At 44.9% G+C, this 20,283-nt stretch carries 16 protein-coding genes and 1 pseudogene; 5 read left to right on the forward strand and 12 right to left on the reverse strand.

The features are described from left to right. Positions 1-292: 292 nt before the first annotated feature. Positions 293-586, forward strand: coding sequence for a hypothetical protein (locus MiAbW_RS03475; RefSeq protein ID WP_181014227.1), 294 nt, complete (start codon positions 293-295; stop codon positions 584-586). Positions 587-667: 81 nt separating this feature from the next. Then, a complete protein-coding gene (locus tag MiAbW_RS03480) occupies positions 668-1,270 on the forward strand; it encodes a Crp/Fnr family transcriptional regulator (RefSeq protein ID WP_151694940.1) in 603 nt (200 codons plus the stop codon). Positions 1,271-1,285: 15 nt separating this feature from the next. Here the strand turns inward: MiAbW_RS03480 and MiAbW_RS03485 are convergent, their stop codons facing one another. Next, the gene (locus MiAbW_RS03485) at positions 1,286-2,179 is read right to left on the reverse strand and encodes an ROK family protein (protein ID WP_151694941.1); all 894 of its coding nucleotides are present in this window, start codon (positions 2,177-2,179) and stop codon (positions 1,286-1,288) included. A 304-nt stretch (positions 2,180-2,483) separates the two neighbouring features. On the opposite strand from MiAbW_RS03485, the gene MiAbW_RS03490 reads away from it, so the two are divergent. Continuing rightward, positions 2,484-2,969, forward strand: a complete 486-nt coding sequence (locus tag MiAbW_RS03490; RefSeq protein ID WP_151694942.1) for a DUF29 domain-containing protein — start codon at positions 2,484-2,486, stop codon at positions 2,967-2,969. Positions 2,970-2,987: 18 nt separating this feature from the next. On the opposite strand, the gene MiAbW_RS03495 is transcribed toward MiAbW_RS03490, so the two are convergent. From MiAbW_RS03495 to cobN, 4 genes and pseudogenes are all read right to left on the reverse strand, one after another. Next, positions 2,988-3,368 carry a DUF7682 family zinc-binding protein gene (locus tag MiAbW_RS03495; RefSeq protein WP_151694943.1) on the reverse strand — a complete coding sequence of 127 codons (381 nt, stop codon included), beginning with the start codon at positions 3,366-3,368 and terminating at the stop codon, positions 2,988-2,990. Between the two features lie 206 nt (positions 3,369-3,574). Then, a complete protein-coding gene (locus MiAbW_RS03500; RefSeq protein WP_151694944.1) occupies positions 3,575-4,627 on the reverse strand; it encodes a phosphotransferase in 1,053 nt (350 codons plus the stop codon). Between the two features lie 271 nt (positions 4,628-4,898). Then, positions 4,899-5,378 (reverse strand): annotated as a pseudogene (locus tag MiAbW_RS03505) (AAA family ATPase); the annotation flags it as partial. Positions 5,379-5,435: 57 nt separating this feature from the next. Beyond that, the gene (cobN, locus tag MiAbW_RS03510; protein WP_151694945.1) at positions 5,436-9,077 is read right to left on the reverse strand and encodes a cobaltochelatase subunit CobN; all 3,642 of its coding nucleotides are present in this window, start codon (positions 9,075-9,077) and stop codon (positions 5,436-5,438) included. 360 nt (positions 9,078-9,437) lie between these two features. Here cobN and MiAbW_RS03515 point away from each other — a divergent pair, with 360 nt between their 5' ends. Further along, entirely contained in the window at positions 9,438-11,639 is a 2,202-nt protein-coding gene (locus MiAbW_RS03515; RefSeq protein WP_151694946.1) for an ATP-binding protein, read from the forward strand. A gap of 167 nt (positions 11,640-11,806) precedes the next feature. Here MiAbW_RS03515 and MiAbW_RS03520 read toward each other — a convergent pair whose 3' ends face one another. The 3 genes from MiAbW_RS03520 to MiAbW_RS03530 form a co-directional block, all read right to left on the reverse strand. Further along, positions 11,807-11,923, reverse strand: a complete 117-nt coding sequence (locus tag MiAbW_RS03520; protein ID WP_002737043.1) for a photosystem I reaction center subunit VIII — start codon at positions 11,921-11,923, stop codon at positions 11,807-11,809. A gap of 56 nt (positions 11,924-11,979) precedes the next feature. After that, a complete protein-coding gene (locus MiAbW_RS03525; RefSeq protein ID WP_002757141.1) occupies positions 11,980-12,462 on the reverse strand; it encodes a photosystem I reaction center protein subunit XI in 483 nt (160 codons plus the stop codon). A gap of 235 nt (positions 12,463-12,697) precedes the next feature. Next, positions 12,698-13,108, reverse strand: a complete 411-nt coding sequence (locus tag MiAbW_RS03530; RefSeq protein WP_151694947.1) for a universal stress protein — start codon at positions 13,106-13,108, stop codon at positions 12,698-12,700. Positions 13,109-13,271: 163 nt separating this feature from the next. Here MiAbW_RS03530 and MiAbW_RS03535 point away from each other — a divergent pair, with 163 nt between their 5' ends. Further along, positions 13,272-14,480: a phosphoglycerate kinase gene (locus tag MiAbW_RS03535; protein ID WP_151694948.1), complete on the forward strand. Its 1,209-nt coding sequence runs from the start codon at positions 13,272-13,274 to the stop codon at positions 14,478-14,480. 274 nt (positions 14,481-14,754) lie between these two features. On the opposite strand, the gene MiAbW_RS03540 is transcribed toward MiAbW_RS03535, so the two are convergent. From MiAbW_RS03540 to MiAbW_RS03555, 4 genes are all read right to left on the reverse strand, one after another. Next, positions 14,755-15,339 (reverse strand): Uma2 family endonuclease, encoded by a 585-nt coding sequence (locus tag MiAbW_RS03540; protein ID WP_151694949.1) that lies wholly within the window; start codon positions 15,337-15,339, stop codon positions 14,755-14,757. Positions 15,340-15,496: 157 nt separating this feature from the next. Further along, complete coding sequence (opcA, locus tag MiAbW_RS03545) at positions 15,497-16,852, reverse strand: glucose-6-phosphate dehydrogenase assembly protein OpcA (RefSeq protein WP_151694950.1); 1,356 nt, start codon at positions 16,850-16,852, stop codon at positions 15,497-15,499. Positions 16,853-16,957: 105 nt separating this feature from the next. Then, positions 16,958-18,487: a glucose-6-phosphate dehydrogenase gene (gene zwf, locus MiAbW_RS03550; protein ID WP_151694951.1), complete on the reverse strand. Its 1,530-nt coding sequence runs from the start codon at positions 18,485-18,487 to the stop codon at positions 16,958-16,960. 360 nt (positions 18,488-18,847) lie between these two features. After that, positions 18,848-20,038: a DUF3747 domain-containing protein gene (locus MiAbW_RS03555; protein WP_151694952.1), complete on the reverse strand. Its 1,191-nt coding sequence runs from the start codon at positions 20,036-20,038 to the stop codon at positions 18,848-18,850. Positions 20,039-20,283: the final 245 nt, after the last annotated feature.

Genomic DNA, 20,283 nt, shown 5'->3' on the forward strand with positions numbered 1-20,283 from the left:
ATTTTTCAGGAATAACAAAGTAGAGAAATTAGCTGAAGGTTGACCAGCTTTTTTTAGTGATTACTGAAGCAGAAACCTTTAACTCAAATCTGATCATCATTAACATTCCCATCGATAGCAGAAATTTTCCTTTTTGCGATAAGTATATCCCATTTTGACATAGATTGTAATAAACTGATAAATTACTTAAAATAATTTAAGCTTTTTTCGCAAAAAAATGTTAAAAACTTGACATAAATACTAATTTACCCATTTTTTAATGATACTAATTAGGCGTAGGAAATGAGAGAAAATGAATGTATTAGGAGAGACAAGATTTGAGCAGGGAGTAATTAATATGTCCCTGAGCAATATGTGCGATCAAAATAGCTATGTAGGTCAAGAACTAGGCAAAGTTTACCACGATTATCAAGAAGAACACGAAGAAGCGATCAGTAACCCTTGCCAGGACTCCTATCAATTTACTATATACGTTCCCCATCCCAATCAGCAAGAGGAAGAAATCAGCCTAGAAGCAGGTTTAAGTCGCGGTTACGATCTGGAAGTCAAGGCGATTATCAACTCAGTGATAACTGCTCACTGTTAATCTGGGGATTACCTAATGTTTACCTTGATACAGTAAAGTGGGGTTAAAATTGTTAGCCCCTCACCCAGGAGAACTTTGATCATGTTACTGACCTATAACCCCAACGTCTCACCCTTCCGAGAAGACTATAGCGAGAGTCGTCGGCTCCATTTTTATGATCGCGGGGAAAATATTCCTCTGGTGGTTGATGGAGTCTGGCAAGTTTATCGGGGTATGGCGCAACTAAGTCAAGTATCTGAGAGTGGAGAGGAAATTTTACTAGGCTGGGTTCATTCATCCCACTTTTTTGGCTTAAATTTGACCCATATAGAATCCTATCACGCCAGAGCCTTGTCGGAACTGTACCTAAAATGGTACACGATCGCCGAAGTGGAAAATTCGGCGGAATTAACCAGGATGATGTTAAATCAAATGATCCGTCGTCAACAACAAACGGAATCGCTCCTTGCGATCGCAGGACTCAAACGAGTGGAGGAACGTCTCCAGCAGTTACTACAGTTATTAAAGCGGGAGATGGGAGAACCAATCGCCCAAGGCAGTCGTTTAAAGATACGTTTAACCCATCAAAATCTCGCCAATGCTATCGGTACTACAAGGGTAACGGTGACGCGTTTGTTAGGGGAATTTCAGCGTCAGGGAACGGTGAGCATCGATTGCGATCGCCACTTAATTATTCATGATTAACTCAGACAATTTTAGTCAGATCCCGCCCACTAATTGCCAAGCTAATTTAGCAGCCCCCACCATCCCGGCTCGATTACCTAACTCGGCCGTTAATACCTCTAATCCTTCTCTGGAACTAGGTAACACCCGTCTTTCGATTTCTGTGAGGAGAGAGGGAAAGAAAAACTTAGCACTGGCGCTAATGCCGCCGCCTATAATTACCGCCTCTGGGGTGAGAACATAGAGTAAACTAGCAATACCAGCCCCCAGTAAACAACCGTAACCCTGCCAGAATTCTAAAGCCTCTTGATCGCCTTTTTCGGCCAATTCTGCCAATTGCTTCGGTTCTTTGCCAGTCATCCGGCGAATAGCTTGCAGGGAGGCGTATTGTTCTAAGGAACCCTGATTACCGCTATTGCACAATGGACCGTCAAAATTGAGGGTTATTAAGCCCAATTCGGCGGCTGTTCCCTTACTGCCCACAAATAAGTTACCATCGAGGACAATTGCCCCTCCTACTCCCGTCCCCAAGGTCAACAGGATCAAGTTTTGAAAGCGTTTGCCCGCTCCTAACCAAGCTTCCCCCAAACCGGCACAATTGGCATCGTTGGCTAAAATTGTCGGCATTCCCGTACTTTCTTCTAACCAATCGGCGAGGGGAATATCCCGCCATCCTGCCAAATTAATCGCTATTTTAGCAATTCTTCCCTGAGCATCCGTCGGTCCTGGCGTTCCCACACCGATGGCTTGACAACTTTTATCTAAATTTACTTGACAAATGCCTTGATGTATGGTAACTGCGACTTGTTTGGGTGTAGCGGGTTGGGGAGTGGCCAAGGTGATAGATTCGAGACAATTGCCCTCTTGGTCAAATTTACCAATTTTAATAGCGGTTCCACCTAAATCGACACCTATTACTGTTTTCACCATCGGGCTTTCCTTGTTACTCTGGGAATAGCTAGGTTTATTATCACTCTTTTTGGCGGTTTTTTTCGGGGTTAGATGTGATCGAGAGGATAATTCGGCTAAACTGGCAAAACTAGCTGATTGATTAGCCCAAATTTCTCCTATAGTTTAGACAAGCTGTGCTGAATTTAAACTGCGTATTGAAAATTTTAGTACAAATGCTCAAACTGCTTCCCCCTGCTCCCCGCTCCCTTGCAGTCTTAACGAGTAATTTAGATAGTCAACGGCTTACCTGCAGCTTAACTCCTGATTTTTACCCATTTTAAAAATGATCAAAGTTACTATCCCAACTCTTTACGATACCGATTATCAACTTTGGTTAGAAAACATTATCAACCAATTGCGTCAAGGCGATTTTCAATCGGTAGATTGGCAGAATTTATTAGAGGAGTTAGCAGATTTGGGGAAGAGTGAACGACGAGCATTAGAAAGTTTATTAACTCGACTTTTAGAACATTTACTGAAGTTAACTTACTGGCAATCCCAACGGGATTATAATCAAGCTGGATGGAAAAAAGAAATTCGCAATTTTCGGATTCAGATCAAAAAAATTCTTAAAGATAGTCCCAGTTTAAAGCTCTATTTAAGGGAAATTTTGCAGGAATGTTATCTCGATGCTCGCAATCTGCTTATTGACGAAACCGAATTAGATGCCAGTATTTTCCCCGGGGAAGTGTTAGCTAGTCTAGAGGAGATTCTCGATCAAAATTGGCTGCCAGATTGGGAAGATATAAACAGCAATAAATCTTCCTAAGCGAACTAAAGATTAGCTTCACCTACCCGGTTTACAGACATTATAGTCCTCGTGAGAGATCACCGCTTCTGGGACGAGGAGATTGCCGTAGTCGCGACAGATGAGACGATAATTGCGGGTAACGGGGATACTGATAATAAAGCGATCATGTCGCAATCGTTTACCATGGAAATCTCGATAATTGCGGTGATTTTGCAATCCTTGTAGGATTTCCCTAGCTTTAAGTACCACATTTTTCGGTAATTCCCGCAGATCGATCGGATCTTCGGAAAAAGTGGCTTCCCAAGCATTTTTTTGACGTTTTCTTTCTTCCCAAGCGGCATCTAGTTGAGCGCAATGATGGCAGACTTGGCCATAACCCTTGTGACCACAGGGAAACTTCTTCTTTCTTCTGGACATAATACCATCTGTCTGTGAGGCTGTGAGGGAGTATTCAAGAGCGGTAAAGCTTGCTTCACTTTTGGCAGATGGAGAAGAAAGTCTTTACCTAGTGATTATCTATACTTACCAGCATACAGGGATCGATACCTCGTTTGGCCATTGACCAGCAAGAAAGTTGATCTTGGTTAGTTAGGGCTGACTGTCACCAACAGGATTAAGGCTGCTTAGAATAATTCCCATTCTTGGGTTCTTAAACGTTTGAGAGTGGCCAAACGGCTAGTAAAATAATTAGCACAGAGACGACTATAATCGGTTAAACGCAGGTTATTTAAGCTAATTGACCAAGACCAAATATAGGCCGCTTGGGTGAGATACTGAAGACAAGATAATTCACCATCAGTTAAAGGCACTGTTTCGTCGTAGCCTTGGATAAAAGCATGGCGAACCTGGCGATTTAAGCCGGATTGTAGGGAAACTTGCAGAAATTTAGCGATATCAAAAACTCGCCAACCATAACCGCACTGATCGAAATCAAATAGGGTCATCTGATTATCAGGGGTGATATGCACATTACCACTATGAGGATCGCCCCAACAAATGCCCCAATAGGGAGATTCTGTCGGTAATTTGGCGGTTTCTTCCTCTATTTCCCTAATGGTTTCTAAAACATAGTCTAGGTCGCTCGGTCGTTGGTGCAGAAAAGGTGCGATAATTTGCAGGGAATCCTCGAGAAGATATTTGAGGTTGAGGGGATGACGATAGGCTAGGGGGTGAAAATCTGCCGTCACCCGATGTAAATTAGCCACGATCGCCCCTAAATGATAGGCTTGTTCTAGATCTATATCCCCAATAGCAATTCCTCCGGGGGCATAGGGAAAGAGGACGGCGTAACGTTTCCCTTCTGGGGCATTAATTTCTAGGCATAATTCACCGTTTTTGCTGCGAATTGGCGCGGCGACGGGAACCTGAGAGCGATCGAGATAATCTAATAATTCTAACTCGAAGTCGATTTCCATTTTGCTGCGCCAATGGCAGTGAGATACGCGCAAAATGTAGGGAGTTGTCAGGGTTTCGAGGAGATACACATCACTTAAACCCCGATGCCAAAATTGACAATTTTTCGGTACATCAATCTCGTAACGAGAAAAAACTAAATCTGCTAGGGCAGCGGGAGCCAGAGTGGAGTAGAGTGTGGGAAAAGTCCATTCTCCAGTGCGAAAATTGGCAGCGGGAGAACTAGAAGGCAGTAAATTGAGCGAAGCCAGAAAAGTCGTCACGGTTCCCTCCCGATGCAAGTGTGGACAACGCTCGCATCATCCTATTTTATAGGCCACATATATTACAAATTGGTTCGATCGCTCCGTATATTTCGCTACATTCGTCTGTTAATCAGTCTTTAAGTAGGGTCTGCTGAAAAAGTTTGTTGGCGGGGTTAGGCTTCGGCCGTGAGCTCAGCCGAACCGCCGAACGGAGTCGGGAGCCGGTCATCGGGAGTCGGGAGGGGAAGTCAGAATAACAGAATGACCTCGCACACTGGGAAGCGGAACCCTTTACTTGTTTCCCTTCTTCTTCTCCCTTCCAGAGGATTCCTTTCCCTTCATCGAGGAGTAAAAATGACAAAGGCCATCCAGTCTTTTGACCTTTTCTTCTCTGTCTGAGTCTTTCTTTTTTTACATAAGGTCTATTATCCGTATCTAGATCAATAGCTAATTCATAGGTAATTGGTCGGGAATTGTAATCTTCTTTATAGTAAATCTGAAATTCAATGCTTCCTTCCTGACTCTGGGAACGAAGACGCTCAAACCCGCCCCGACCTCGCGCATCACAAGCTTCTTCTACTCCTCCTTTAAGACAATCAGATAAAAAACCGAACGCATCAAAAAGTGTGCTTTTTCCCACACGATTTTTGCCGATAACGGCCGTCATCGGTGTCAGAGAATCTCGATTTTGAGTATTCCATAACTTGCCCAGAGTTATATCCTTGAGCACTCGATCATTTTTAATCCTCAATCCCTCAATTCCGGCCATTATTTAGTCCCGTTTCTCATTAATTTCTTGATAGACCGATTCTAGACCAGTTATCAATTACTGACCCGATTCGATCGCTCCTTCGGCTTCATGGACAATTGCCCTCAATCGATCTAAAGTTTTCTGGTCCACCTGGGTCCATAATCCCCGTTGTTGAGCTTCTAATAATCTTTCGGCCATATCTCGCAATGCCCAGGGGTTTTTCTCCTGAATAAATTGTTGTACCTTGTGGTCAAATAAATAAGCTTCGGCTACTCCCTGATAGATAAAATCCTCCACCAGATGAGTAGTGGCAGAGTAGGCAAAAATATAATCTACGGTCGCAGCCATCTCGAAAGCGCCTTTATAGCCGTGTCGCATCACTCCCGCTATCCATTTGGGGTTCACTACTCGCGAACGATATACCCGGCGAATTTCTTCCTCTAGGCTTCTGATGCGGGGATTTTCTGGACGGGAATGATCACCAAAATAGGTGACGGGATTTTTGCCGGTTAAAGCTCGGACACTGGCAGTTAAGCCGCCTTGAAATTGATAGTAGTCATCGGAGTCGAAAATATCGTGTTCTCGATTGTCCTGATTGTGCAGCACTATCTCTAATTCTTGCAGTCTATTTCTCAATACTTCCGGTAAAGAATGGGCAGTTCCTTGACTATCATAGGCATAACAACTCCAGTTAATATAAGCATTAGCTAAGTCTTGATCATTTTGCCAGTTTTGTGACTCGATTAACCCCTGTAAACCGGCCCCGTAAGCACCCGGTTTGCAGCCAAAGATTCTGGCAGTAGCTCTCAGTTTCGCCTCTTTTTCTCCTAAGCCCTGACTTAGCCAAAACTCCCTCTCTGTCTTCACTTTCGCCGCTAAAGGATTAATTTTTTCTTCTTCCTCTTGACAAGCTACCGCATTTATGCCAGAATTAAGGAGATGTAGTATGCTAGGGAAACTGTCCCTAAAGAAGCCCGATACCCGAACGGTCACATCAATTCGAGGACGGCCTAAGCTAGACGGGGTAAGGATTTCAAACCCGACCACCCGACGGAAAAAACCATCCCAAAGGGGACGAATTCCCAGTAAAGCCATGGCTTCGGCCACATCTTCGCCACTATTTCTCATCGTCGAAGTTCCCCAGATAGAAATCGCCAAAGTGCGGGGATATTCGCCATTTTCTTGGGTATAACGTTCAATTAGTGCCTCTGCGGCCTTTCTTCCCACTTCCCACGCGGTTTCTGTGGGGATTGCGCGGGTATCGACAGAATAGAAATTTCTGCCAGTGGGGAGAACATCGGGACGGCCGCGGGTAGGAGCGCCGGAAGCACCACTGGGGACGTATTGGCCAGCGAGACCTTTTAAGAGATAGGTAAGTTCATCGGGGGTTTGTTTTAAAGCAGGAATTAACTGATTTTCTAGCCAAACCAATTCTTTTGCCGTATTTTCACCTAGAGGTTCAATTTTCTGGCTAATTAAATCCTGAGCGAGACTTTCCAGATAAGTAGTAGTATCGTTATATTCCGTCAGGGGGTCGCAGTCGAGATGGAGGTCAAGGGCGATCGAACGGGTTAAACCAGGGCGGTCGGGACTGGGAGAACGGGCGATCGATTGGATTAAATCAATTAACTGCTGACCCTGGGGACATTGACCGAAGATATGTAAACCGTCGCGGATTTGTGCTTCCTTGAGTTCACAGAGATAACCATCCACGACGGTGAGAAATTGACCAAAGGAAGCACTGGTCGCAACGCGCTCGCTACGCGAGATCGTGCCTAGCTCTCGATCGAGATTAGTTTTCGCCACCAGATCACTAATCCGCTCGCGAATCATAGCTAAACGAGAAGGATCAAGAGATTCTGCCTGATAATATTCATCGATGAGAGACTCTAACTTTTCCCAATCCCCATACAATTCCGCTCGCGTCATTGGGGGGGTGAGATGGTCGATGATAACAGCTTGGGAACGTCTTTTAGCGCTGGAACCTTCTCCGGGGTCATTGACAATAAACGGATAAAAATTCGGCAGCGACGAGAAAGCAATTTCGGGATAACAATGGGGAGAAAGAGCGAGACTTTTCCCTGGTAGCCATTCTAAATTGCCGTGTTTACCGAGATTAATCACGGCAGTGACTTGGAATTCCTGTCGTAACCAATGGTAAAAAGCGAGATAGCCGTGGGTAGGTTCCAGGTCGGGGGAATGATAATTAAGAGTCGGGTCAAGGTCATAACCGCGAGAAGGTTGAATACCGATAAAGACATTACCTAACTGGAGGCCCGGGATAGGAAAATCTCCTTCTGGATGTCCCCAACGGTCAAGCATAGCGCTTTGATTATCGGGGGGAAGGGAGGAGAAATAATCTAGATATGCTGACCGGGAGAGAGATTGATAGATAGGTTTTAATTCCCTTGTCTCCAGGTCATTAGTGATACCGGAAATAAGCAATCGCATTAATTCATCGCTATGGTCGGGGAGGTCGGTGAGGGTATAACCTTGTTTTTGTAATGCGCGAAGAATTTCTAAACCACTAGCGGGAGTATCTAAACCGACTCCGTTAGCGATACGACCATCCTTATTGGGATAGTTGGGGAAAATGAGAGCAATTTTTTTCTGGGAGTTGGGAAGGGAGGAGAGTTGACAATAGTTTGCGGTTAAATCAGCGACAAAATCAACCCGGTGGGGGAGGGGTTGATAGACAACTATTTCCGTTTCTAGTTTCGGATGTCGGGTGAGGACAGATTTAAAGGAAATAGCGCGGGTGATAATTTTGCCATCCATTTCTGGTAAAGCGATATTCATGGCCACATCCCGGGGGGAAAGACCTTGATAACCCTGTTGATAAGCTTCTAAACTGCTGCTGCTGAGGATTACTTGGAAGATGGGTTTATTGAGGGACTGCCAGAAGTGATGATTTTGTTTGTCTTCTGGTCGCTGGATAGAGAAGCTAGTGGTGTCGAGAATTAGGTCTGGGGGATGCTGGGAAAAGAGGGTTAATAGTTCCTCTTGCACTTCGATTTCCCGGAGAGAGGAGAGAAAGATAGGGACAGTTTCAATGTTTCTTTGGGTGAAAGCACTGATTAAAGCATCGATAGCTTTGGTGTTACCTGCGAGATAATGGGAACGATAGAAAAGTATCCAAGTCCGTGCTTGGGGTTGGGATAGGGTTATCTGGGAATAGATTCCCAACCTAGGGACAACCCCAGGAGGAGAGGGAAGATAGTCGAGATGGAGACAGGTATGCGCGATAAATTTAGCAGCATTAATCCAGTTATCTATCCCTGCTTCCGTGAAATAGCACCATAACTGGTTAACAGTAGTCAGGGAAGCAGTGGAATGACTCATCAACTCTAAATCTGGTTTATCCTCTCCCGGTAGGACAAATAAAGTCGCACCGGTTTCCTCGACAATTTCCTTAACTACCTCCAACCCGTAGGACCAACTCCCCCGTCCCCCCAATAAGCGAAGAATAATCACTCTTGCTTGGGATAGTACCTTGTCCCCATAGTTATCGATACTGTATTGCTGCTGTAACTGCGATAAATTGAGGGCGCGAATTGCGGGAAAATTATCGGGTAGATGGTCGATAGCTGCCGCTAGAGTTTGAATATCGGTATCAGCCATGGTGAGGAGGACAATCGGGGCCGGATTTTGGTCAATAATAATCACCCCTTCGGTATCTGCTGTCCAACCACCCGCTTGGGGAGCAATACGGTGCATAAGTTTTGAGAGTCAGGTTAAATAATGATTAGGTTTTGAGAATCAGGGTCTCGATCGAGGGATCATTCTTAGGTAGATAGAGATGATTATATCTGTCTGCGGCAATTTATAGCAGTTATCTTAATGGTGAGGTACGAAGTTTTCGTTTTGGGGAGCCAGTGGTAGGTAGTCGGTCGTTGATATCAAATTAGGTTACATTTCCCACTTATGAGAAACACCGTCAAGAATAGGGATTAGGGAATAGCAGGGGATAGGGATTAAAAAAACTTGACCAAAACCCAAACCCCAGTCCCCCATCACCTTACTGATAACTGATGACTGATGACTGATAACTGATAACTGATAACTGATAACTGATAAATGAATGCTTCTCCCGCTTATGTTTGCTGTCAAGTGTTATCATCTACTCACCTCGAACAAATTCGTTCTTGGTGGGGACAGTTGACGCTACAGGTGACAGTGCCGAGGATTAGTCTCAGTGAAAGAGAGCTGCCCCTAAAGACGGGGGAAATCTATCAACTCTTGCTTTCCACTGACCTACAAGCTTTATTGTTAGCAAGTCCCCAAGGGCATAATTTTCAGTACGAAGTCCGCATTAGTTTTGAAGCAAACACGATTAAAAATTTTCTGCAAGGACTGGCTATCAAGTCTCTCCACCACCCGAAAATTCAGCAGGGTTATCAAATTTTAAATCTGCCTCTATCCATTAATGTCAGCAGTTTTCAAAATAAAATTTTAGTCAAAATTCTCTCGATAATTTCTTCTCCGTCTGCTGATAGAGATTGTCCCCGCATCTTCTGTGTTGGTCAACCGGTAGAAGCTGCCCTATCCCAACAAATCCAACAGGAAAGATTATTAAACCAAGTCATTACCCAAATTCGTCGGAGTCTCGAGTTACCGGTGATTCTGGAAACCGTAGTCAGGGAAGTGCGGGATTTTCTGCAAGTGGACCGATTGTTAATTTATCAATTTTTCCCCAGTACCGGTGAGGGAAAGGGGAAAATAACTTCCGAGTCGCGCATTTCTGACCAGATAAATTCGGTGTTAAATTTAACTCCCGAAGACGATTGTTTTTCCTATATTCCCCAATATAAGGAAAAGTATCGTCAAGGATTAATTCTGTCCGTGGATGATGTGGATGCTAACTATTCTTCTTCCTTCTGTTTGTCCGAATTTTTGCGACAACACCAAGTACAATCAAAATTAATCGCCCCGATTGTGGTACAAGAAGAATTGTGGGGTTTATTAATTGCCCATCAATGTCAAGAAAAACGCCAATGGTTGCCGCAGGAAAAGAAATTTTTAGGTCAGATTGGTGAACATCTCGCCATCGCTATCTATCAAGCGCAATTATATTCTCAAGTACAGGAACAAAAAGATATTTTTGAACGCCGGGTAATAGAAAGAACCCAAGAATTACAAGATACTTTAATGGCCGCAGAAGCCGCTAACCTCTGCAAAAGTGAATTTTTAAATAATATGAGTCATGAGTTATTAACTCCCCTAACTTGTATTATCGGTTTGTCCAGTACCCTGCAAAAATGCTCGGCAGCCAGTAATTTTTTACCTCCCGACAAACAAAAACACTATCTACAAGTGATTCAGGATAACGGCAATAAACTATTAGAATTAATTAATGACTTGCTTCATTTCTCGCAACTTTCCGCAGGGAAAGCCGTTTTAGACATTAAACAATTTTCGTTAAAATATCTCTGTAATCACGTTTTAGAAATTATTAAAACAGAGGCAGAAACTAAAGAAATTCATCTGATTTTAGAGATGAAAATTACCGAAAAAGATCATTATTTTTATGCCGATTATGATCGAGTTCAGCAGATACTTTTGTACTTGTTAAAAAATGCCCTGAAATTTACCCCCGAACAGGGGGCTGTCACGCTGAGACTGTGGAAAGAAGGCAGTCAGGTCATTTTTCAGGTAGAGGACACGGGCATCGGCATTCCTGCTCAAAAAATACCGCTTCTGTTTGAAAAATTTACCCAATTGGATGGCTCTCGTAAACGTCGTTATGGTGGTATGGGATTAGGATTGGCTTTAACTAAACAATTAGTGGAACTCCATCGAGGCACGATCGAGGTAGAATCTTGCTTAGATAAAGGTTCCATCTTTACCGTCCGTTTACCTCAACAAAGGCCCTCCAAATCCCAACCCCAACCCTCGGATCATAATCCCCATTTTAATCACCACCATCCCACTATAGTTTTGATTGAAAGTGACGAAGAAATTGCCAATCTTATTTGTGAGTTATTGATGGTGGCACGTTATCAAGTTATTTGGTTAATCGATAGTGTCTCCGCTATCAAAAAAATTGAGATCGTGCAGCCAAGTATTATAATTGTCGATCGGAAAATGCCCGATATATATCATCTCTGTCATCTCTTAAAAAAATCTAGCCAAACTCAAGCCAGTAAAGTGCTAATCTTGAATGATACCCCTGAAATCAGCGTTAATTTCCTCGGTCGTCATGGCATTGATGACTATCTGCTCAAACCGATTCAACCCTCCCTATTGTTGGAAAAAATCCGCTATCTAAACGCTTTATAAGTAGGGTTTGCGGCAAAAAGTTTTTCGGTGGGGCAGGGTGTGGGGTGTAGGGTTTTACCCATTTTCATCCAGTCAATTTTTTCCTTTTTCTTAAGAAAATAGAACCTGAAAACTAACTATTAAATAGCTAGTTTTCAAGCCCTGAATTGTAGGAATCCTAGGCTAAATTAGGATTCACTTTCGATATAGATAAATAACAAACCCATCACTACGGCTGGCATTAACCAACAGACGATCGGGATTAAAATCCAAGGCAGATAAGAAGCTGCGTAGGCACCAGTCATGTCAAATGCTCCTAGTAAAAAAATAAGGAAATGATAACAGGTAGAAAAAGGGTTAATTATTGATTAAAAACCCCGCGCATGATGCCATCAACGACACCAAGATTTTCTAGGAGGAAATAGGCCACAAAAGCGCCACCCATACCACCAATAAAGAAACCAGCGGCGAATTGACTCCAACCCTCGGACGATTTCAGCGGATCACCACTAGCGGCCTTACCTTGGAAGGAGACAAGACCATAACTAGCTAAACAACCCGTAGCCAAAAGAACCATGGCTAAAGCGGGGATTAAGCCGCCGAGATTAGCATATTCCGAGTCTCTCAAGGGTCCCAGGACAACCCAGGGACCACCGAGAAAATAACCGTGGGCCATACCCACTTCTAGACCGCGCAGAATTGGGGCTAGACCGGGACGATAGGCAGGTAAGTTACCAATAAAAGCTTTGGTAAAACCAGAAGCGGAAATGGGGGTAGCTAGATGACCAATGAACGGATCATCATTGTAGGGTGTCACCACCTGTTTGTATCCAGTTTCAGCCATTGTGTTTGAGTTCTCCTTTTTCCGATCAACAGGAACATTGATCATAAAACTTTAAGATTACACTTTAGGCCTAAGAATTACTTCAAGCAACCCCATCGATCGAGTTTTCAAGGGTTGACGGCTGAAACTCTCACAATTCGTTACATTTCTCTCAGGAGACGGGGGAGTGGGGAGCTTTGTTTCAGTGATCAGTAAACAGTGAACTGACAACTCACATCTGATCACTGCTCACTGATTAAGGGATAATCAACACTGGACAGGGGGCAAGGTTAATAACTTTGGTGGTGACGCTTTCGGACACACCTTCGCTAGTTAATCCTAAACCGCGACAACCCATAACAATCAGGTGAGCATTAATTTCATCGGCCACATCACAGATGACAAAAGAGGGTATTCCCTCCCTTTCAATCATTTCTGCCTTGACACCAGCTTGGGCGAAAACGGCCTGCGCCGATTGTAACAATCTATCCACCGCTTCGATCGAATTCATCTTATCGTCGGCGGCAATTTCCCCGGTGGGTGTCGTTTCCACCACCGACAACAGCACCAAGCGACTGTCAAAGATTTTGACCAATTCGATCACACTACTGGTCGCGTCACGACTTTCGCGGCTGTGGTCGATGGGAAATAAAATCGTCTCAAACATAATTAGCAAGTCTCTCCAATCAAATTTTTCTGGGCAAATCGGTCTTGGAACTACAAAACCGATCCCCAAATCTGAAATAATCTTTGTCAAAGTAATTGTCGCAAGTAGCGATACCCTGATTTAATCTTAATTGTACGGTAAGCAATCTAGGAGGTTATGGGCTGTGCCAAAAAAAACAGTAGCGAATTTAACAGAAGCTGATTTAGCGGGCAAACGGGTCTTAGTCCGGGTCGATTTTAACGTTCCCATGGACAAAGCCACCGGGGCAATCAGCGATGATACCCGTATTCGGGCAGCACTACCAACCATTGAGGATTTAATCAAAAAAGGGGCTAAGGTTATTTTATGCAGCCACATGGGTCGTCCCGACGGTCAAGTTAAAGAAAATTTGCGTCTGACTCCTGTGGCTAAACGTCTCTCGGAATTACTGGGCCAAGAAGTGATCATGTGTCCCGATTCTATTGGTGAGGGAGTGACGGCAGCGATTAGTCAAATGTCTAACGGTCAAGTGGCCCTTTTAGAAAATCTGCGTTTCCACGGTGAAGAGGAGGCAAATGATCCCGATTTTGCCCAAAAATTAGCCGCTAATGCCGATTTATACGTTAATGATGCTTTTGGTACCGCCCACCGCGCCCACGCTTCCACGGAAGGCGTTACCCACTATCTCAGCCCCTCGGTGGCGGGTTATTTGATTGAAAAAGAGTTAAACTACCTACAAGCAGCTATTGAAACTCCCCAACGTCCCCTAGCGGCGATTATCGGCGGTTCTAAGGTTTCTAGTAAAATTGGCGTGATCGAAACTTTATTGGAAAAGTGCGATAAACTTCTCATCGGTGGCGGTATGATCTTTACTTTCTACAAGGCCCGTGGTTTAAGTGTTGGTAAGTCTTTGGTGGAAGAAGACAAACTGGAATTGGCTAAATCCCTAGAGGCAAAAGCTAAAGAAAAAGGGGTGGAATTCCTCCTTCCTACCGATGTGGTGTTAGCGGATCAATTCGATAAAGATGCCGAGTCCCAAATCGCCAGCGTCGAAAATATTCCCGATGGTTGGATGGGATTGGATATTGGACCTGAATCAGTTAAAGTTTTCCAAAAAGCTTTATCTAACTGTAAATCTGTCCTCTGGAATGGCCCAATGGGGGTGTTCGAGTTCGATAAATTTGCGGCTGGTACAGATGCGATCGCTCACACTTTAGCCGATTTAACCGCTACTGGTACAACTACTATTATCGGTGGTGGTGACTCGGTGGCGGCGGTGGAAAAAGTGGGAGTGGCGGAAAAAATGAGCCATATTTCCACTGGTGGTGGCGCTAGTTTGGAATTACTCGAAGGTAAAGTTTTACCCGGTATTGCCGCCCTCGATGAAGCCTAATTATCTCTAATATCTCAGGTTTAAACAAGGTGGGTCCTAGCCCGCCTTTTTTTATGAATTATGAATTGGGAATTATGAATTATATGGCATAGAACGAGTTAGTTAGGACGCTTTCAATTTTCAAACTCTTATCGGTCAAGGTTTTCAGCGATTGATTGTCCTAACCACCCCGATCTTTGCTATATAATACTAAATCTGGTTATTAAAAACTGATTATCTATTGCCCCTTTTGCCTGTCCTGATATGTAGCCTATACTCAACGTATTTAGTATCATTAGGATACTTCAATAGCAGTAAAATCCACCCGCTGATATAAATCTGTCAGGGATATTTGAAAATCTAGAGAAAACAAAGTTAAAATCGCTTCTTGACTGTGATAATCCCGGAATGCCCAATGATCACCTCTTTTATGAAACTGTTCTATATAATAACCATATTGATCGATTAAAATATATTCTTCAAAACTATCAAGAGAGCGATAAAATTTAAACTTATCACCCCGATTATAGTCTTGAGTAGATTTTGATAAAACTTCGATAATAACCTGTGGATTGGTAATCGTATCGGTGCGTCCTCTTTCAAGAATTGGTTCCCCTTTAACGATCATAATATCGGGATAGGTGTACACATTATAGGCGGGTATTGCCAAGCGTAGATCGGTGATAAATATATCATAGGCTTGATTCTGGATAGTCAAGGGAAATCTTCTATAAAAATTTCCCGCAATGCGATTATGGTTAGGAGTTCCCCCGGTCATAATAATAATTTCTCCATCTCGATACTCGTGTCTGTCGGTGGCAGTTTCCTCTAGTTGAAAGTATTCTGCGACTGTGTAGCGTTTCTCAGTGGTTGCGACCATATTGCCCCCTTGAAAGCAAAGCTCTGTTTTTATGATAACCTGTTTTCTGAAAAGGTACAATTATCGGTTTTAATTAAGTGATGACTGCCGTATAAATATCGAGAGACCTTGTTAACAAGGTCTCTCCAAAGTGGGTGGGATTATTGTTGCTAATTTGCTAATCCGGTTGGGATAATTTGAGGATAGCGCCAGTGACTTTCATGCTTTCTTGATAAAGCACGTCCTGGCCCCAACGCTGTAACTGTTTACCCAGCAGAGTTTCTGTTTTTTGGTCTTCCAGATGGGACACTTGTTCAATGCGGCAAGATTGGGCCCCTCCCGAAGCTTCCATCCGCATACAGCCAGTAGTTCCCGAACAAATTACCGTACAACAATCGGCCTGAAGATTAGTAGAACTGAGTTTAATACTAATCAGATCCCCTTGTACCTCACCCCAATCGGCCACGGGAACACCGGCTAATTCCGCCTCAATTAAACGCTGGTCGTGACCGAGGAAGCTAATCCGATGAATAGCGTAATCTCCCGACCGGTGACTATATCCCACCGGTCGCCATTGTAACCGGCTGGCCATCCAACCGAGGAACATAAAAGCTTGGCAAGGATTGCCCTTTTCGTAATCAATAGTGATGCGATCGACTTCCAGAATAGCATCCCGACGCTCCGGTGGATCGAAAGCCTCGGCGGTTAGTTCTTGCCAGGGGGCCAGACGACTCCAGTTCAGGTCAGCTAATGGTACATCGGTTGCTAATAAATCCCCCACTTGCAGCAGTTCCGTTTCCGGTTCCCGAAAAGTGCTGGAATCGACGATAATCGTATCACATTGACTGGCCAGACGCTTAAATAGTCCATATTCGCCATCGGGACTGGCTTTCCACCAGAGAAATTTGGGCAAACTGGGAATAGTTAACTCGGAAATAATGCCGCCAATTCGTTCCAAGGCTTCCGCTGTGCCGCTTAAAGTGACGTATTCACAGCAAACTAAAGTGTTCTGACTACGTTTGTTGACGGGACAATAGGCAGAAACGGAGGCTTTTACCCCTTCATCGGCCTCGGCTGTGGGACAGAGGGTGATAATGCGACAGGGATTGGAGGCAGCGATCGCATCTGCCACACCAATCGCATCCAAATCGGCGGCGTATTGACGATGATTAGCCCCATCCTCGGCGTTTTTTTCCGCTTCCCAGGCGGCCCTTAACCGAGCGACAAATTCATCGCTAGAAAGCCCAGTTACTTCTAGTTCTAGGTCTTTCTGGGCGACTTTGATGGCGGCGTGGGTCCGGGGACCGGCAATACCATCAATCGGGCCGGTGTAATAGCCGAGAAGGGTTAACAATTCCTGTACCGCGTCGGGTTCATAGACAATAAAGCTAAAGGTGGTGGCCCGGGTGGCTGCCATACCATCCTCATTATCATTATAGGATTGCCAGATATCGCGCAGTTCCTGCTCGATCACATCGATGGAAACATCTTTCGGTGCCTGCAGGGAGACAATGGGGGGGCTTTGGGTAGTCATGTCAGTTATCAGTTATCAGTTATCAGTTATCAGTTATCAGTTACCAGTTATCAGATGTGAGTTTTTAGTTTACTGTTTACTGATTACTGGTCACTGTTCACTGTTTTAGAGTCTTCGCCAACGACGGCCATCGCGGTTAAGGAGAAATTCCGCTTCTGTGGGTTCCCAGGTACCCGCTTCGTATTGGGGTACGGAGGCGGGATCGGCGGGAGCGTCCCAAGCGGCGAGAGCGGGAGTAACGATGCGCCATGCTTCTTCTACCTCATCAGAACGGGTAAATAGGGTTTGATCTCCCAGCATAGCGTCTAAAAGTAGGCGATTATAGGCATCGGCGCTGGCAACACCGAAGGAGGAACCATAGCTAAAGTCCATTTCTACCGTGCGCGTGCGTAATTCCGACCCCGGCATTTTCGCCTCAAAACGGAGGGCAATACCTTCGTTAGGCTGAATCCGCATACTCAGTACATTTGCATTAGTTTGTTGAGCCGCCGATTGGAAGATTAATAACGGCACATTGCGGAATTGGATGGCAATCTCGGAAACTTTTTTGGGCAGACGTTTACCGGTACGCAGATAGAAGGGGACACCCTGCCAACGCCAGTTATCGACGATTAATTTCATGGCCACGTAGGTGGGAGTGGTCGATTCCGGATTAACCCCCGGTTCTTCCCGATAGCCCGGAATGGGTTTTCCTTTCATCCAACCGGCTTTATACTGGCCGCGGATGGCGGATTTTTCCAGGTTATTAATATCGGCCAGGTGAGTCGCTTGTAGGACTTTGACTTTTTCGCCGCGGACACTATCAGCGTTAATAGCGTTGGGTGCTTCCATCGCCGTCAAGCAGAATAACTGCATCAGGTGATTTTGCACCATATCGCGCAAAGCTCCCGATTTTTCGTAATATCCGGCCCGCTCCTCCACTCCCACGGTTTCGGCCACGGTAATCTGGACGTGATCGATAAATTGACGATTCCAGAGGGGTTCAAAGATAGCGTTGGCAAATCGGAACACCAACAAGTTTTGGACGGTTTCCTTGCCTAAATAGTGGTCAATACGATAAACTTGGTTCTCCTGACAAACCTCTTGTACGACTCGATTGAGAACTTGGGCAGAACTGAGGTCTTTGCCAAAGGGTTTTTCGATCACTAACCGGTGTTTAATCGGGTCTTTCAGCATTCCGGCCGCGCCGAGGTTTTTAAGACCAGGGGGAAAGAAATTAGGAGAGACGGCTAGATAAAAGACTCGATTGCCGCGTGTTCCCCGTATTCCGTCTAATTCTTCCAGAAAGACTTTCATTTTGGCGTAACTTTCTGGGTCGTCCATGTTGCCGGGGAAATAGTACAACCCTTGGGCGAAGTCTTGCCAATATTCCTCACTCCCGATCCCGTCGGAAAATTCTTCGATGCCTTGGCGCATCTGTTGCCGAAAATAATCATGACTCCACTCTCGGCGCGCTGTACCGACGATGGTTAATTCGGCCGGTAGTCGTCTTTCCCGTTTCAGTTGATAGAGGGCAGGAACCAGTTTTCTTTGGGTTAAGTCTCCTGATGCCCCAAAAATGACTAAAATTAAGGGTTCTGGGGTTCTTTCTTGTCGCAATCCCACTCGGAGAGGATTTTCGAGCAGCTTTACCATAGGATTTTGTCTAGCCGAGGTGCATTATTTTCCAGTCTAGCGAGAATACTCGACAGCATACCTAAAGTAAAAATTAACAACCACAATCATTGGTCAGTAATCAGTGATCAGTAATCAGTAATCAGTAATCAGTGATCATACTAAATCTGGTTATTAAAGACTGATTATTTATTCCTCCTTTTGCATGAGTGCCTAGGCCTTTTTGAAATCAAAAAGTTCTCGATCCGGGAGTGGTCGGGGGGAAAATGGGGGGACTTTTTCCCTGAAAATTAGGTAATTGACCTCCTAAAAATGGGTGAAACCCCACAACCTACCCCTAGGAAAAACTTTTTGCCGCAAACCCTGATTGAGGAGAGGCCGTTATTTTTTGGCGGTTTTAACACAATCGAGGGTACGAACGATCGCAGCAGCCGCATAGTTACGACGGGCGGGATCATTTGGTACAAAAGCACTACCCTGTTCGTTCAAGGGAGAGGCCACACCGCAAAATCCCGACATCTGGGTAATTAACCCGGCGGCCCAATGACCGGAAGTATCGGAAAAATTGACGGGGGTTTTAGTTTGGGCTAAATTGGGGGCTTGTTTTTGCTGAGTTTTCAGGTAGGTGGCGGCCTGTTTGAGAATCGCCATCAATTCGGCCCGGGTTATGGGGTCGGTGGGACGGAATTCGCCGTTAGCTTTGCCAGCAACAATACCATTGGCCCGGGCCCATTGGATTTTTTTGGCACTCCAACGCGTCGCGTCCACATCGTTAAAACTGCCGCTGCCGGGGGGAATCTCTTCTAGGTTAATTTTGGTGACAGTTCCCATCCCTTCAATAATCATCGAGACGAATTGTTCCCTCGTGACGGGATTTTCGGGGCGGAAGGTGTTATCTTCTTTAAAACCGGCCACTACCCCAAGTGCGATCGCTTTTTCAATCTCAGTTTTATAAATATCGCCGCTAATATCCCGGAAACTAGATCCAGAACTAGGGGGAGGAGTGGTTTCGCTGATGGGAGGTCTGCCGGCGGCTGCGAGAACTTCCGCTTCTTTGCCGCTAAAGTAGAAGTGGCCTAAACTTTTGCCTTCAAAGGTACGACGGCTAAATCTCCAACCCGGTTCGAGGATAATTTTCATAAATCCTGTTTGCATTCCCCTGGTTCTTCCCACCACTAATTCGGGTCTGCGGGCATCCCGGGGAGTTCCCACTAAGTATAATTCGCCATTGCGTTCCACAATACGCAGGATGTAATCTAGCCCAAAATCCCGGCCATCGAGACGGATAGAATAACCATTGCTATCGGTGGCGCGGCGACAAATGCCGGTAAAGTCAAAGTTGAGGAGCAGCGGGTCAATCATGACCGGACCTGAGCCGCTTTCACTCCAACACTTCTGTTTTCCCGGAATTTGTTCCAATACTAGCAGGTCAAATTTATTACCTCCGTAGGGACGAGCGATCGCTATTACCTGGGTCTGCTCAATGTCCTGTTCGTCAAAGTTGGCCGCTGGTGTGGCAGTTATGCCCAAGGTCATTAGGGCGGTTAGGGCGATCGATAATCTGGCTTTCATGATCTTTAATCTATAAGACGATTTGTGCAGTAAAAATAGACGTGCTAGTCCCAATATTCTAAGACTAAATACTTCCGGTTGTTGTTCCGGACTGCGCCGGATTGTTGTCTGTCTGCACAACTTTTCTCTCAATCTTGAATTTGCAAACCTATTGATCCGAGCAATGTTCTGATTAAACTGCTAGGTTGATCAATATTAATTCGGTTAGCTGTTGAAGCTGGCGAGATTTTGGCAGATTGTCAAAA

It is taken from the genome of Microcystis aeruginosa NIES-4325 (assembly GCF_008974145.1).
GTDB lineage: Bacteria > Cyanobacteriota > Cyanobacteriia > Cyanobacteriales > Microcystaceae > Microcystis > Microcystis aeruginosa_G.